The organism is Lactobacillus sp. UCMA15818 (genome assembly GCF_030400225.1).
In the GTDB taxonomy this organism is placed as follows: domain Bacteria; phylum Bacillota; class Bacilli; order Lactobacillales; family Lactobacillaceae; genus Liquorilactobacillus.
The window spans coordinates 112517-126208 of sequence record NZ_VJYB01000005.1 but is presented as its reverse complement, the minus strand read 5'-3'; the positions used below and the strand labels follow the sequence as shown (position 1 = coordinate 126208).

Annotated in this window: 24 protein-coding genes; 23 read left to right on the top strand and 1 reads right to left on the bottom strand. The window is 39.2% G+C overall.

What is annotated here, in order from left to right:
- The first annotated feature begins 95 nt into the window (after positions 1 to 95).
- Complete coding sequence (gene fusA / locus FFX44_RS08075; protein WP_289979825.1) at positions 96 to 2189, top strand: elongation factor G; 2094 nt, start codon at positions 96 to 98, stop codon at positions 2187 to 2189.
- Between the two features lie 109 nt (positions 2190 to 2298).
- Here fusA and FFX44_RS08070 read toward each other — a convergent pair whose 3' ends face one another.
- Positions 2299 to 2847 carry a cysteine hydrolase family protein gene (locus tag FFX44_RS08070; RefSeq protein ID WP_289979823.1) on the bottom strand — a complete coding sequence of 183 codons (549 nt, stop codon included), beginning with the start codon at positions 2845 to 2847 and terminating at the stop codon, positions 2299 to 2301.
- Positions 2848 to 3112: 265 nt separating this feature from the next.
- On the opposite strand from FFX44_RS08070, the gene rpsJ reads away from it, so the two are divergent.
- From rpsJ to secY, 22 genes are all read left to right on the top strand, one after another.
- Complete coding sequence (gene rpsJ, locus FFX44_RS08065; RefSeq protein WP_289979820.1) at positions 3113 to 3421, top strand: 30S ribosomal protein S10; 309 nt, start codon at positions 3113 to 3115, stop codon at positions 3419 to 3421.
- Between the two features lie 50 nt (positions 3422 to 3471).
- Positions 3472 to 4101: a 50S ribosomal protein L3 gene (rplC, locus tag FFX44_RS08060; RefSeq protein WP_289979817.1), complete on the top strand. Its 630-nt coding sequence runs from the start codon at positions 3472 to 3474 to the stop codon at positions 4099 to 4101.
- 23 nt (positions 4102 to 4124) lie between these two features.
- Entirely contained in the window at positions 4125 to 4748 is a 624-nt protein-coding gene (gene rplD, locus FFX44_RS08055) for a 50S ribosomal protein L4 (RefSeq protein ID WP_289979816.1), read from the top strand.
- A 1-nt stretch (position 4749) separates the two neighbouring features.
- Positions 4750 to 5034 (top strand): 50S ribosomal protein L23, encoded by a 285-nt coding sequence (gene rplW / locus FFX44_RS08050; protein ID WP_289979813.1) that lies wholly within the window; start codon positions 4750 to 4752, stop codon positions 5032 to 5034.
- Between the two features lie 26 nt (positions 5035 to 5060).
- Positions 5061 to 5891, top strand: a complete 831-nt coding sequence (gene rplB, locus FFX44_RS08045) for a 50S ribosomal protein L2 (RefSeq protein ID WP_289979812.1) — start codon at positions 5061 to 5063, stop codon at positions 5889 to 5891.
- 46 nt (positions 5892 to 5937) lie between these two features.
- A complete protein-coding gene (gene rpsS, locus FFX44_RS08040; protein ID WP_289979811.1) occupies positions 5938 to 6219 on the top strand; it encodes a 30S ribosomal protein S19 in 282 nt (93 codons plus the stop codon).
- 14 nt (positions 6220 to 6233) lie between these two features.
- Positions 6234 to 6581 carry a 50S ribosomal protein L22 gene (gene rplV / locus FFX44_RS08035; RefSeq protein WP_289979810.1) on the top strand — a complete coding sequence of 116 codons (348 nt, stop codon included), beginning with the start codon at positions 6234 to 6236 and terminating at the stop codon, positions 6579 to 6581.
- A gap of 13 nt (positions 6582 to 6594) precedes the next feature.
- Positions 6595 to 7251, top strand: coding sequence for a 30S ribosomal protein S3 (rpsC, locus tag FFX44_RS08030; protein ID WP_289979809.1), 657 nt, complete (start codon positions 6595 to 6597; stop codon positions 7249 to 7251).
- Positions 7252 to 7254: 3 nt separating this feature from the next.
- Positions 7255 to 7689, top strand: a complete 435-nt coding sequence (gene rplP / locus FFX44_RS08025) for a 50S ribosomal protein L16 (RefSeq protein ID WP_289979808.1) — start codon at positions 7255 to 7257, stop codon at positions 7687 to 7689.
- Positions 7679 to 7873: a 50S ribosomal protein L29 gene (gene rpmC / locus FFX44_RS08020; RefSeq protein WP_003689426.1), complete on the top strand. Its 195-nt coding sequence runs from the start codon at positions 7679 to 7681 to the stop codon at positions 7871 to 7873. The genes rplP and rpmC overlap by 11 nt, the downstream gene beginning before the upstream one ends.
- Before the next feature lie 25 nt (positions 7874 to 7898).
- Entirely contained in the window at positions 7899 to 8165 is a 267-nt protein-coding gene (gene rpsQ / locus FFX44_RS08015; protein ID WP_289979806.1) for a 30S ribosomal protein S17, read from the top strand.
- Between the two features lie 66 nt (positions 8166 to 8231).
- Positions 8232 to 8600, top strand: coding sequence for a 50S ribosomal protein L14 (gene rplN / locus FFX44_RS08010; protein ID WP_289979803.1), 369 nt, complete (start codon positions 8232 to 8234; stop codon positions 8598 to 8600).
- 33 nt (positions 8601 to 8633) lie between these two features.
- Positions 8634 to 8945 (top strand): 50S ribosomal protein L24, encoded by a 312-nt coding sequence (gene rplX, locus FFX44_RS08005; RefSeq protein WP_289979801.1) that lies wholly within the window; start codon positions 8634 to 8636, stop codon positions 8943 to 8945.
- 26 nt (positions 8946 to 8971) lie between these two features.
- Positions 8972 to 9514, top strand: coding sequence for a 50S ribosomal protein L5 (gene rplE, locus FFX44_RS08000; RefSeq protein WP_289979799.1), 543 nt, complete (start codon positions 8972 to 8974; stop codon positions 9512 to 9514).
- A gap of 13 nt (positions 9515 to 9527) precedes the next feature.
- Complete coding sequence (locus FFX44_RS07995) at positions 9528 to 9713, top strand: type Z 30S ribosomal protein S14 (protein WP_003689416.1); 186 nt, start codon at positions 9528 to 9530, stop codon at positions 9711 to 9713.
- Between the two features lie 29 nt (positions 9714 to 9742).
- Positions 9743 to 10141 carry a 30S ribosomal protein S8 gene (gene rpsH / locus FFX44_RS07990; protein WP_289979791.1) on the top strand — a complete coding sequence of 133 codons (399 nt, stop codon included), beginning with the start codon at positions 9743 to 9745 and terminating at the stop codon, positions 10139 to 10141.
- Between the two features lie 31 nt (positions 10142 to 10172).
- Entirely contained in the window at positions 10173 to 10709 is a 537-nt protein-coding gene (rplF, locus tag FFX44_RS07985) for a 50S ribosomal protein L6 (RefSeq protein ID WP_289979788.1), read from the top strand.
- A 43-nt stretch (positions 10710 to 10752) separates the two neighbouring features.
- Positions 10753 to 11109 carry a 50S ribosomal protein L18 gene (gene rplR / locus FFX44_RS07980; RefSeq protein WP_289979787.1) on the top strand — a complete coding sequence of 119 codons (357 nt, stop codon included), beginning with the start codon at positions 10753 to 10755 and terminating at the stop codon, positions 11107 to 11109.
- Between the two features lie 21 nt (positions 11110 to 11130).
- Positions 11131 to 11631 (top strand): 30S ribosomal protein S5, encoded by a 501-nt coding sequence (gene rpsE / locus FFX44_RS07975; RefSeq protein ID WP_289979786.1) that lies wholly within the window; start codon positions 11131 to 11133, stop codon positions 11629 to 11631.
- Between the two features lie 15 nt (positions 11632 to 11646).
- Positions 11647 to 11829, top strand: a complete 183-nt coding sequence (gene rpmD, locus FFX44_RS07970; protein ID WP_289979782.1) for a 50S ribosomal protein L30 — start codon at positions 11647 to 11649, stop codon at positions 11827 to 11829.
- Positions 11830 to 11875: 46 nt separating this feature from the next.
- Entirely contained in the window at positions 11876 to 12310 is a 435-nt protein-coding gene (rplO, locus tag FFX44_RS07965; protein ID WP_289979779.1) for a 50S ribosomal protein L15, read from the top strand.
- On the top strand, positions 12310 to 13605 hold the full coding sequence (gene secY, locus FFX44_RS07960) for a preprotein translocase subunit SecY (protein WP_289979778.1): 1296 nt from the start codon (positions 12310 to 12312) through the stop codon (positions 13603 to 13605). The genes rplO and secY overlap by 1 nt, the downstream gene beginning before the upstream one ends.
- The last annotated feature ends 87 nt before the right edge of the window (positions 13606 to 13692 follow it).

Sequence of the window (13692 nt, the reverse complement as noted above, 5' to 3'; positions counted from 1 at the left end):
ATTATATGATTTCTGTAATCCTATAGTAGTCATTTTTTTGAAATTATTTGAAATATTCATAATTTTAATTAGATTTGGAAGGAGAAATCTCTCAAATGGCTAACAAACGTGAATTTCCGTTAGAAAGGACACGTAATATCGGAATCGTCGCTCATATCGATGCTGGTAAAACGACAACGACAGAACGAATCTTATATTATACTGGTAAAATTCATAAAATTGGTGAGACCCACGAAGGGGCATCACAGATGGATTGGATGGCACAAGAGCAAGAGCGTGGGATCACAATTACTTCTGCTGCAACAACTGCACAGTGGAAGAGTCACCGTATTAATATTATTGATACTCCAGGACACGTTGACTTTACTGTTGAAGTTGAACGCTCATTGCGTGTTCTTGATGGCGCAGTGGTTGTTCTTGATGCACAGTCAGGTGTTGAACCACAAACAGAAAATGTTTGGCGTCAAGCCACAACATATGCTGTTCCCCGGATTGTTTTTGCAAACAAAATGGATAAAATTGGTGCAAACTTTGATTATTCTGTAAGTACAATCAAGGACCGTCTTCAAGCAAACGCCGTAGCTATTCAGATGCCAATTGGTGCTGAAGATGAATTTCAAGGTGTGATCGACTTAATTGAAATGAAGGCCGATATCTACGATGAAGATGAGCTTGGTTCAAAATGGGATACAGTTGATATCCCTGATGAATATAAAGAAGAAGCACAAAATCGCAGAGATGCAATGATTGAAGCAATCGCTGATATTGATGAAGGCATTATGGAAAAATACCTTGAAGGTGAAGAAATTTCCAAGGATGAATTGAAAGCAGCTATTCGTAAAGCAACATTGGGCTTGGAACTGTTCCCAGTTTTGGCTGGTTCAGCTTTCAAAAATAAAGGTGTCCAAATGATGCTTGATGCAGTTAATGATTACTTACCTTCACCTTTGGATGTTAAACCATATAAGGCTACTAATCCAGACACTGATGAAGAAGTTGAATTAGTTGCAGGTGATGATAAGCCATTTGCTGGTTTGGCATTTAAGATTGCTACAGACCCATTCGTTGGGCGTTTAACATTCTTCCGTGTATACGCAGGAACACTTGAAGCTGGTTCTTACGTATTAAATGCTACAAAAGACAAGCGTGAACGTGTTGGACGTTTGTTGCAAATGCATTCAAATCATCGTAAAGAAATTGCCGAAGTATTCTCTGGCGATATTGCAGCTGCGATTGGTTTAAAAGATACAACGACTGGAGATTCCTTAACTGATATCAAACATCCATTAATTCTCGAATCGATGGAATTCCCTGATCCAGTTATCCAGGTATCGATTGAACCAAATACGAAGGCTGACCAAGATAAGATGGATGTTGCTTTGCAAAAACTCGCTGAAGAAGATCCAACTTTCAAGGCAGAAACCAACCCAGAGACAGGCGAAACATTAATTGCTGGAATGGGTGAACTTCATCTGGATATTATCGTTGATCGTATGAGACGAGAATTTAAGGTTGAGGCCAAAGTTGGTGCTCCACAAGTTGCTTATCGTGAGACATTTACAAAACAAGTGTCTGCACAAGGTAAGTTCGTGCGCCAGTCTGGTGGTAAAGGCCAGTATGGTGATGTTTGGGTTGAATTTACACCAAACGAAGAGGGTAAAGGCTTTGAATTTGAAAATGCTATTGTTGGTGGGGTTGTTCCTCGTGAATATATTCCTTCAGTAGAACAAGGCTTACGTGAATCAATGAAGAATGGTGTTCTTGCAGGATATCCATTGATTGATGTTAAGGCTAAGTTATACGATGGGAGTTATCATGATGTCGATTCTAGTGAAGCTGCATTTAAGGTTGCCGCATCATTAGCGTTGCGTAATGCTTCTAAGAAGGCAGGCGCTGCAATTCTTGAACCAATCATGCGTGTTGAAATCGTTGCTCCTGAAGATTACTTAGGTGATGTTATGGGACACGTTAATGCTCGTCGTGGTCGTGTTGAGGGGATGGAAGCTCGTGGTAATGCACAAGTTGTTAAGGCTTTTGTGCCACTTGCTGAAATGTTTGGCTATGCTACAACACTGCGTTCAGCAACACAGGGTCGTGGGACTTTCACAATGACAATGGATCATTACGAACCAGTTCCAAAGACTATTCAAGAAGAGATTATCAAGAAAAATGGCGGTAGCGTCGAATAATTAGAAAAGGGCGAGATCAAAAATTAAATTTTGACTCCGTCCTTTTTTGTATAATATATGCAGTTTTTGTACAATGGTAATTTAAAGCAATCTTTGTTAAAAGTGGATCTTAAATAATTTTTGCACCAAGACTAGTCTTAAAGTGGTCAAGTGCCCATTCATGTCCTGTTTGGTTGAAGCTGGCAACTGCGTTTTGTGGAATTGTAATTTTGAAATTCTTATTATAAGCGTCGATGGCAGTATGGAGGACACAAATATCAGTACAAACACCGCAGAGATAAAGTTCTTCAATATGATGTGTACGTAAGAAGTTTTCAAGATTAGTATTTGCAAAAGCAGAGTACCTGTTCTTATCATAGAAATAAATCTCTTCATTATTTTTGTGCAAATCGAACCATTTACCAACATTTCCAAATAATTTTCGTCCCCAAGTATTGGCCAGATTATGAGGAGGGAAAAGTTTTGTTTCGGGATGGTATGGATCATCTTGAGTATGAAGATCTGTAGGAAATATAATGCAATCATGGTTGGCGAAAAACTTGTTAGCCAGCGTTACGATATTTGTATCAATTGCTTGCCCAGGAACACCACAGGTTAGTGCACCTTTATCAGCAACAAAATCATTTGTATAATCAATTACTATGAGAGCTTTTTTCATTGATATTGGTCCCTTCTAGAAGTGTTTACAAAAAGAATAAGCATTTTTTTAAAAAAATGCAAATTAAATTGAAAAAAAGCTTGCTTTGAAGATATATCCAAGGTATTATAAAAAGGTACTTGTCCAAGGGATGAGTGCGCGTATTAAAAAGAAGTTTGAGCTGTGATGTTGAAGGTTGCGACACACCCGGGAGCTTTGCCATGGGGTGGTTGGGAATTTTGACGGAGCTAGTCTTGTTTTTAAAATAGACGAAGGAGGGAACAAAATGGCAAAACAAAAAATCCGTATCCGTTTAAAGGCATACGAACATCGCATTTTAGATCAATCTGCTGATAAGATTGTCGAAACAGCAAAGAGAACTGGTGCAACAATCGCAGGTCCTATTCCATTACCAACGGAACGTACACTTTATACGGTTATCCGTTCACCACATAAGTACAAGGACTCACGTGAGCAATTCGAAATGCGCACACATAAGCGTTTGATTGATATTATTAATCCAACACCTAAAACGGTTGATTCATTGATGAAATTGGATCTACCTAGTGGTGTTGATATTGAAATCAAATTATAATTCAGTAATTACTAAAACAATAGTAAAATAAATTAATTGGAGGTGTATTCATGACCACTAAAGGAATCTTAGGGAAAAAAGTAGGGATGACGCAAGTTTTCACTAATAACGGCGAATTAGTTCCTGTAACTGTCGTTGAAGTTAGTGCTAACGTTGTAATGCAAGTCAAAACTGTCGAAAATGATGGTTACGAAGCTGTACAGTTGGGCTTTGATGATTTACGTGAAGTGTTATCAAACAAACCTGCTAAAGGTCATGCAGCAAAAGCAAAAACTGCTCCTAAGCGCTTCATTCGTGAAATTAAAGATGTTGAGCTAGGAGATTATAAAGTCGGAGATGAAGTTAAGGCGGATATCTTTGAAACAGGCGACATCGTTAATGTCATAGGTACATCAAAGGGCCATGGCTTCCAAGGTAACATTAAGCGTTGGGGACAATCACGTGGGCCAATGGCTCATGGGTCTCGTTACCATCGCCGTCCTGGTTCAATGGGTGCCGTTATCAACCGTGTATTTAAAGGCAAACTTCTTCCAGGTCGTATGGGTGGAGATCGCGTTACGATTAAGAATCTTGAAATTGTCCAAGCAGATGTGGAAAACAACGTACTTTTAATCAAAGGTAATGTACCAGGTGCTAACAAATCATTAGTTACTGTTGTTGGTACGATTAAAGAAAAATAATTTGAGGAAGGGAGGACAATTAAATGCCAAAAGTTACATTATTTAAGCAAGATGGTAGTAAAAATGGTGAAGTTGAATTAAACGAAAACATTTTTGGTATCGAACCAAATGATAATGTCGTCTTTGATGCAGTGATTATGCAGCGTGCATCATTACGTCAAGGAACACATGCCGTTAAGAACAGAAGTGCTGTTTCTGGTGGTGGTAAGAAACCATGGCGTCAAAAAGGAACAGGTCGTGCTCGTCAGGGCTCAATCCGTTCACCACAATGGGTTGGTGGTGGAGTAGTCTTCGGACCAACACCACGTTCATACAGCTACAAACTTCCAAAGAAGGTTCGCCGTTTAGCAATCAAGTCAGTACTTTCACAAAAAGTATTGAATGAAGGTTTACTAATTGTTGATAAGCTAAGTTTTGAACAACCAAAAACAAAGGCCTTCGCAGAAGTTTTGAATAGCTTAGATGTTAAGACAAAAGTTTTAGTAGTTCTTGAAGATGGCAATGACTTAGCCGCTCTTTCAGCTCGTAACTTGCCAAATGTTACGGTTGTTAGTGCTAAAGGCGTTAATGTGTTAGACGTCATTAATAGCGACAAGTTAGTCATGACTCAAGAAGCTCTTTCTCAAGTAGAGGAGGTTCTTGCATAAAATGGAAGCACGTAAAATTATCTTAAAACCAGTTGTTACAGAAGCTTCGACTGCAAATTTGGATGCAAAGCGTTATACATTTGATGTTGACACGCGTGCAACTAAGATTGAAGTTAAGAAGGCTGTTGAAGAAATTTTCGACGTTAAGGTTATCAAAGTTAACGTCATGAATGTCAAAGGCAAATTAAAACGTATGGGTCGCTATGCTGGCTATACAAAGAAGCGTAGAAAAGCAATCGTTACTTTAAGTGCAGATTCAAAAGAAATCAAATTATTTGAAGAATAAAATTTTGTATATAGGAGGGAATACACGTGGGGATCAAAAAAATTAAACCAACCTCTAACGGACGCCGTAATATGACTGGTTCAGATTTTTCTGAAATTACAAAAACAACTCCAGAAAAATCTTTGCTTGAATCACAAAGCAAGACAGCCGGCCGTAATAGTTATGGTCGCATTACTGTTCGTCATCGTGGTGGTGGTCACAAGCGTCAATATCGTTTAATTGATTTTAAACGTATTAAAGATGATGTACCTGCAACAGTTAAAGCAATCGAATATGATCCAAACCGTTCAGCAAACATTGCATTACTTGTTTATGCTGATGGTATTAAGTCATACATCCTTGCTCCTAAAGGCCTTGAAGTCGGCCAAGTTGTTCAATCAGGAAAAGAAGCAGATATTAAGGTAGGTAATACTTTAGTATTATCAGATATCCCTGTTGGTACAGTTATTCATAATATCGAACTCAAACCTGGAAAGGGCGGCCAGTTAGTTCGCTCAGCTGGTACCTCAGCACAGTTATTGGGTAAAGAAGGCAAATATGCTTTAGTTCGTTTGACTTCTGGCGAAGTTCGTATGGTGCTTTCAACTTGTCGTGCTACAATTGGTGCGGTTGGTAATGAGCAACATGAGCTTATCAAAATCGGTAAAGCTGGCCGTTCACGTTGGGCTGGTAAACGTCCTACAGTTCGTGGTTCTGTAATGAACCCTAACGATCATCCACATGGTGGTGGTGAAGGTAAAGCTCCTATCGGACATCCAAGTCCTATGTCACCATGGGGTAAGAAAACGATGGGTTACAAGACGCGTTCTAAGAAGGCACAATCTGATAAATTTATCGTACGTAAACGTAACAAGTAGCCAGAAGGTTGCTTAAGGATTAGATGATCCGAAAGGAGGATTCACATTGAGTCGTAGTTTGAAAAAAGGACCATTTGCTGATGCTCATTTAATGAAGAAAATCGAAGCTCAAGCAGATCAAGAAAAGAAATCTGTAATTAAGACATGGTCACGTCGTTCAACAATTTTCCCAAGTTTCATTGGTTATACAATCGCTGTGTATGATGGTCGTAAGCATGTACCAGTTTATATTCAAGAAGATATGGTTGGCCATAAATTAGGTGAATTTGTACCAACACGTACATTCCGTGGTCATGGTACTGGCGATAAAAAAACAGGTGTTAAGTAAGGGAGGGTAATAAAATGGCTGAACAAGTAACATCAGCAAAAGCAACTGCCAAAACAGTTCGAATCCCTGCACGTAAAGCACGTCTAGTGATCGATCTCATCCGTGGCAAAAGTGTAGCTGAAGCATTAGGGATTTTGAAGTTCACACCAAGAGCTGGCTCCCTAATTATCGAAAAAGTATTAAAATCGGCAATTGCAAATGCGGAAAATAATTTTGACTTGGATGTTGAAGATTTAATTATCAGTGAAGCTTTTGTTAATGAAGGACCAACCTTAAAACGTTTTCGTCCTCGTGCAAAAGGTTCTGCTTCTCCAATCAACAAGCGTACTAGTCATGTTACTGTAGTTGTATCTGTAAAATAAGGAGGGATAATGCGTGGGTCAAAAAGTAAATCCAACGGGATTACGTGTAGGAATCATTCGTGACTGGGATGCAAAATGGTATGCAGAAAAAGATTTTGCTGAAAATTTACATGAAGATTTACACATCCGTGAATACATTCAAAAGAAATTAGCCGATGCATCTGTCTCTACCGTTGAAATTGAACGTGCTGCAAAGCGTGTTAATGTTTCAATCCATACTGCAAAACCAGGTATGGTTATCGGTAAAGGTGGAGCTGAAGTTGAAAAACTTCGTAAGGAATTAAATGAATTAACAGGCAAACGAGTTCATATCAATATTATTGAAATCAAGAGACCAGATTTAGATGCTTTGTTGGTAGGCGAGAATATTGCGGTTCAATTAGAAAATCGTGTTGCATTTCGTCGTGCTATGAAACAGGGTATTCAACGTACAATGCGCTCTGGTGCTAAGGGAATTAAGGTCCAAGTTGCAGGTCGTCTTAACGGCGCCGATATGTCGCGTGTAGAACATTTTTCAGAAGGAACTGTTCCTTTACACACATTGCGTGCTGATATTGACTATGCGTGGGTAGAGGCACAAACAACTTATGGTAAATTAGGAGTCAAGGTCTGGATTTATCGTGGGGAAGTTTTACCTGCTAAGAAAGATAATAGTAAAGGAGGGAAATAACCTATGTTAGTACCAAAACGTACAAAACATCGCCGCGAATTTCGTGGCAAGATGCGTGGTGAAGCAAAGGGTGGCAAGACTGTTGCTTTCGGGGAATACGGTTTACAAGCTGTTGACTCACATTGGATTACGAACCGTCAGATTGAAGCTGCTCGTATTGCAATGACACGTTATATGAAACGTGGTGGGAAAGTTTGGATTAAGATTTTCCCTCATAAATCATTTACTGCTAAAGCTATTGGTGTTCGTATGGGTTCTGGGAAAGGTGCTCCTGAAGGTTGGGTAGCCCCAGTAAAACGTGGCAAAATTCTTTTCGAAATTGGTGATGTTCCGGAAGAAGTTGCTCGTGAAGCATTGCGTTTAGCTTCCCACAAGCTCCCATTGAAGACTAAGTTTGTAAAACGTGAGGAAGTAGGTGGCGAATCAAATGAAGGCTAAGGAAATTAATGAATTAACCACTGCTGAAATGCTCGATAAAGAAAAGCAATTCAAAGAGGAATTATTTAACTTGCGCTTCCAATTAGCTACCGGTCAATTGGAAAATACGGCTCGTTTAAAAGAAGTTCGTAAGACGATTGCACGGATTAAAACTGCATTACGTCAACAAGAATTGAACAAATAGAATACGAAGAGGAGGAAACTAAAGTATGACTGAAGCTCGTAACCAACGTAAAGTCTATCAAGGACGTGTTGTTTCGGACAAAATGGATAAGACGATTGCTGTTGTTATTGAAACATACAAGAACCATAAAGTTTATAACAAACGTGTTAAGTACTCTAAAAAGTATAAAGCGCATGATGAAAATAACGAAGCAAAAGTTGGAGACATTGTAAAGATTATGGAAACTCGTCCGTTGTCAGCAACAAAGAGATTCCGTTTAGTTGAGATCGTTGAAAAGGCAGTTATTATCTAGATATTTTCTAGACTTAATGGACTTTGATTCGTATTCTGATTCGTTAACGAAAGGAGGTCACATATCGTGATCCAACAAGAAAGTCGTTTAAAAGTTGCTGATAACTCTGGTGCACGTGAAATTCTTGTAATTAAAGTCTTAGGTGGTTCGCGTGTTCGTACAGCGAATATTGGTGACATGATTGTTGCTACTGTTAAACAGGCAACACCAGGTGGCGTTGTCAAAAAAGGTGACGTTGTCAGGGCAGTTGTTGTTCGAACAAAGTTTGGAACACATCGTACAGACGGTTCTTACATCAAATTTGATGAAAACGCAGCAGTTATTATTGGTGATGACAAGTCACCTAAAGGTACACGTATCTTCGGGCCAGTCGCACGTGAATTACGTGATGGAAACTTCATGAAGATTGTTTCCTTAGCACCTGAAGTATTGTAATAAACCGATATTGGCAAGGAGGTGCGAAATAAAATGTTTGTAAAAAAGAATGATAAAGTTAAGGTAATTGCCGGTAAGGACAAGGGTAAAGAAGGCATTGTTGAAAAGGTTTTCCCTGGGAAAGACCGTGTAATTGTTAAAGGTGTAAATATTATTAAGAAACACCAAAAGCCAAGCAACGCAAATCCTAATGGTGGAATTGTTGAGATTGAAGCACCTATTCATGTTTCCAATGTTATGTTGCTTGATCCAGCAAACAATGAAATAACTCGTGTAGGAGTAAAAGTTGTTGATGGTAAAAAAGTTCGAGTTTCTAAAAAAACTGGTGAGTCTTTAGATAAGTAGAATAGGAAAGGAGGATTGCTTTCTTCATGGTTAATCGTTTAAAAGAAAGATATGATAAAGAAGTAGTTCCATCAATAATTGAAAAGTTTGGCTATACTTCAATCATGCAAGCTCCTAAAGTTGATAAAATCGTTATCAATATGGGTGTTGGTGATGCAGTTAGCAACGCTAAGAACTTGGATGAAGCTGTTGAGGAATTGACTTTGATTGCAGGTCAAAAACCCGTTATTACTAAGGCAAAGAAATCAATCGCTGGGTTCCGTTTGCGTGAAGGTATGCCTATCGGAGCTAAGGTTACATTGCGTGGTGAACGTATGTATGATTTCTTGGACAAATTGGTATCTGTTTCCTTACCACGTGTGCGTGATTTCCATGGTGTTAGTAAGCGTGCCTTTGATGGCCGTGGCAACTACACATTGGGTATTCGTGAACAGTTAATTTTCCCCGAAATTGATTTCGATGATGTTAACAAGGTTCGTGGAATGGATATCGTTATTGTTACAACTGCAAATTCAGATGAAGAATCCAAAGAATTATTGTCGCAACTAGGAATGCCATTCGCTAAATAAAGGGGGGTTCACATTGGCAAAAAAATCACAAATTGCAAAGAACAAACGCGAAGCTAAGTTCTCTACGCAGGAATATACACGCTGTGAACGTTGTGGTCGTCCACATTCAGTTTATCGTAAGTTTAAGTTATGCCGTGTTTGCCTAAGAGATCTTGCCCACAAAGGTCAAATTCCTGGGATGAAAAAGGCTAGCTGGTAATCCAATAAAGTAAAAGGAGGGCAAATTTAATGGTCATGACTGATCCAATCGCAGACTTCTTGACACGTGTTCGCAATGCAAACATGGCAAAGCACGAATCTCTTGAAGTACCTGCTTCAAAAATTAAGCACGATATTGCAGAAATCCTCAAGAATGAAGGTTTCATTCGCAATGCCGAATATATTGATGATGACAAACAAGGAATCATCCGTGTATTCTTGAAATTTAGTAAGGATAATGAACGTGTTATTACTGGAATTAAGCGTATTTCAAAACCCGGTCTACGTTCATATGTTAAAGCAGATGCTGTTCCTAAAGTCCTAAATGGCTTAGGAATCGCTATTCTTTCAACCTCAGAAGGGGTTATGACAGATAAAGACGCCCGCGCAAAGAAAATTGGCGGCGAAGTATTAGCATACGTTTGGTAGAAATTTTCGAAAGTAAGGAGGTGTCACTACCGTGAGTCGTATTGGTTATAAAGAAGTTACTGTACCTGCTGGTATTGAGGTCAACCGTGATGGAGACATCGTGACTGTTAAAGGACCTAAAGGTGAATTAACTCGTGAGTTCTCTGATAAGATTTCGATGGGAATCGAAGGCAATGTTGTCAAATTTGATCGTCCAAGCAACGATAGCAAGACAAAAGCATTACATGGAACAACAAGAGCTGTATTCCATAACATGATATTGGGTGTTACCGAAGGCTTCAAGAAGGAATTAGAACTTCAGGGTGTTGGTTATCGTGCACAAATGAAGGGACAAACACTTGTGTTGAATGTTGGTTACTCTCATCCAGTAGAATTTGTTGCTGAAAATGGGATCAGCATTGAAGTACCTTCTGCAACCTCAATAATTGTTTCTGGTATTTCAAAAGAAGCTGTTGGAGATTTTGCTGCAAAGATTCGTTTGACACGTGCTCCAGAGCCTTACAAGGGCAAAGGAATTCGTTATAAAGGTGAAATTGTTCGTCGTAAGGAAGGTAAGACTGGTAAGTAATCAGTTTAACTGAAGATCTAAATTAAATTAAGAGGTGAAAATTGTGATTTCAAAACCAGATAAGAATAAGACACGTCAAAAGCGCCATCTACGTGTCCGTGGTAAGATCTCTGGTACAGCTAAGTGCCCACGCTTAAATGTTTATCGTTCTAACAAAAACATCTACGCTCAAGTAATTGATGACGTAGCGGGTGTGACGCTAGTTAGTGCCTCTACATTAGATAGTGAAGTCAGTGGTGACTCTAAGACAGGACAAGCAACTTCAGTTGGTGAAGTTGTTGCAAAACGTGCTGTTGCAAAGGGTATTAAGGAAGTTGTTTTTGATCGTGGTGGATATTTGTATCATGGACGTATTGAAGCACTTGCAACTGCTGCTCGTGAAAATGGATTAGACTTTTAGGAAAGGGAGGGAAACTAATTTATGACTTTTATCGATCCAGCTCAATTAGACTTAGAAGATCGCGTTGTTGCGATTAACCGTATCACAAAAGTTGTTAAAGGTGGACGTCGCTTGCGTTTTGCTGCCTTAGTTATTGTTGGAGACCACAATGGTCATGTCGGCTTTGGTACAGGTAAGGCACAAGAGGTTCCTGATGCTATCCGTAAAGCTGTTGATGATGCTCGTAAGAATCTTATTACAGTTCCAATGGTTAACGATACGCTTCCTCACGAAGTCCTTGGTGAATATAGTGGTAGCCGTATTATGTTGAAACCAGCTACAGCCGGTTCTGGTGTTGCTGCTGGTGGCGCTGTCCGTGCCGTTATGGAATTGTCTGGTGTTGCTGATGTTACAAGTAAGTCACTTGGTTCAAGCACACCAATCAATGTCGTACGCGCAACAATGGACGGTTTAGCAAAAATGAAGAGTGCTGAAGAAGTTGCTGTACTTCGTGGTGTTTCAGCACAACACTTAGCAGAATAAAGGAGGCTCAATATTATGGCTAATTTAAAAGTTACTTTGGTTCGTAGTGTCATTGGGCGTCCGCAAAAGCAACGTGATATTGTTAAAGCACTTGGATTAGGTCGTATCAACAGTACAGTTGTACTTCCTGACAATGCTGCAACACGTGGTGCTGTTACGAAGATCAATCATTTGGTTGAAGTTTCAGTTGCTGAGTAATCGTTTATGACATGTTATAACTATTAATTAAGGAGGTGCCAACCTGATGGAATTGCATGAGTTAAAAGCAAGTGAAGGTTCACGTCATGTACGTAATCGTGTAGGTCGCGGAACTTCATCCGGTAATGGTAAGACGGCTGGACGTGGTCAAAAAGGTCAAAAGGCTCGTAGCAAAGTACGCTTGGGTTTTGAAGGTGGACAAATGCCATTGTTCCGTCGTATGCCAAAACGTGGTTTTCAAAATATCAACCGTAAAGAATTTGCAGTTGTTAATTTAGACACGCTTAACAAATTCGATGAAGGTACAGAAATTACACCTGTACTCTTAGTTGAAAATGGTGTTGTTAAAAAAGAATTAAGTGGAATTAAAATTCTGGGTAATGGTGAGTTGACTAAGAAGTTAACTGTCAAAGCCAACAAGTTTTCTGCTTCAGCTAAAAAAGCTATTGAAGCAGCTGGCGGTCAAGCCGAGGTGATTTAATGCTTAAAACGATGAAGAACGCCTTAGCTGTAAAAGAGATCCGTAACAAAATCTTATTTACATTAGGTGTCTTGATTGTATTTCGTTTAGGCACATATATCACAGTCCCTGGGATCAACGCTAAGGCTTTAAGTAGTGTTGCATCTTCAGGGTTAGTTAGTATCTTGAATACTTTTAGTGGTGGTGGCTTGACGAACTATTCCATCTTAGCAATGGGTGTTTCGCCATATATCACAGCTCAGATTATTGTTCAACTACTTCAGATGGATATTGTCCCCCGCTTTGTTGAGTGGAGTAAACAAGGTGAAGTTGGTCGTAGGAAGCTTAATCAAGCTACAAGATACTTAACGATAGTGCTGGCGTTTGTACAGTCAATTGGAATTACAGCTGGATTTAATGCACTGAGCAGTTTGAATTTGGTCGAAAATCCAGGAGTTAAGACATATTTAAGTATAGGAATTATTTTAACGGGTGGTTCGCTATTTACTACATGGCTTGGCGATATGATTACTGATAGAGGTTTTGGAAACGGAATTTCAATGATAATCATGGCTGGTATTATCGCAAGAATTCCTACTGGTATTCATCAGATTTACAATGATCAATTTGCTGATGCTTCATCAGGTGACTTGTGGAAGAGCATTTTATATGTTGTTGTGTTGGTTATAGCTATTCTGGTAATCATTGCTTTTGTTACATATGTACAACAAGCAAGTTATAAGATTCCTATTCAATACACTAGACGACTTGCAGGAGCAACTAACAGCTCATATCTCCCATTGAAAATCAATGTGGCAGGAGTTATTCCAGTTATTTTTGCAAGTTCCTTTATTGCAACGCCGCAAACTATTTTGATGGCATTTACACAAAATTACTCTGAAGCTACATGGTATCAGGTGATGACTAACATCTTCAACATGCAAGCTACAGGCGGAATGATTCTTTACACTGTTTTGATTGTTGTATTTACATTCTTTTATGCTTTCGTTCAGGTTAATCCGGAGAAATTATCGGAGAATTTGCAGAAACAGGGTAGTTATATTCCAAGTGTCTGGCCAGGTAAGGAAACGGAGAAATTTGTTTCACGTCTGTTGATGCGTTTAAGTTCAGTCGGTTCACTCTTCTTAGGACTCGTTGCCTTAATTCCATTAGTTGCCTCAAATATTTGGGGATTAGATGAATCAATCGGATTAGGTGGAACTAGTTTACTGATTGTTGTGGGGGTTGCACTTGAATCAATCAGACAATTAAAGGGTATGATGATGAAGCGCGAATATGTTGGCTTTATTAGATAAGTTAGTGATGATGAAAGAGAGTTCGGCTTCGCTTTAGTGAAGCCAACTTTTTCATTTAAACCTAATTACACATTCTATGGAGGTTAT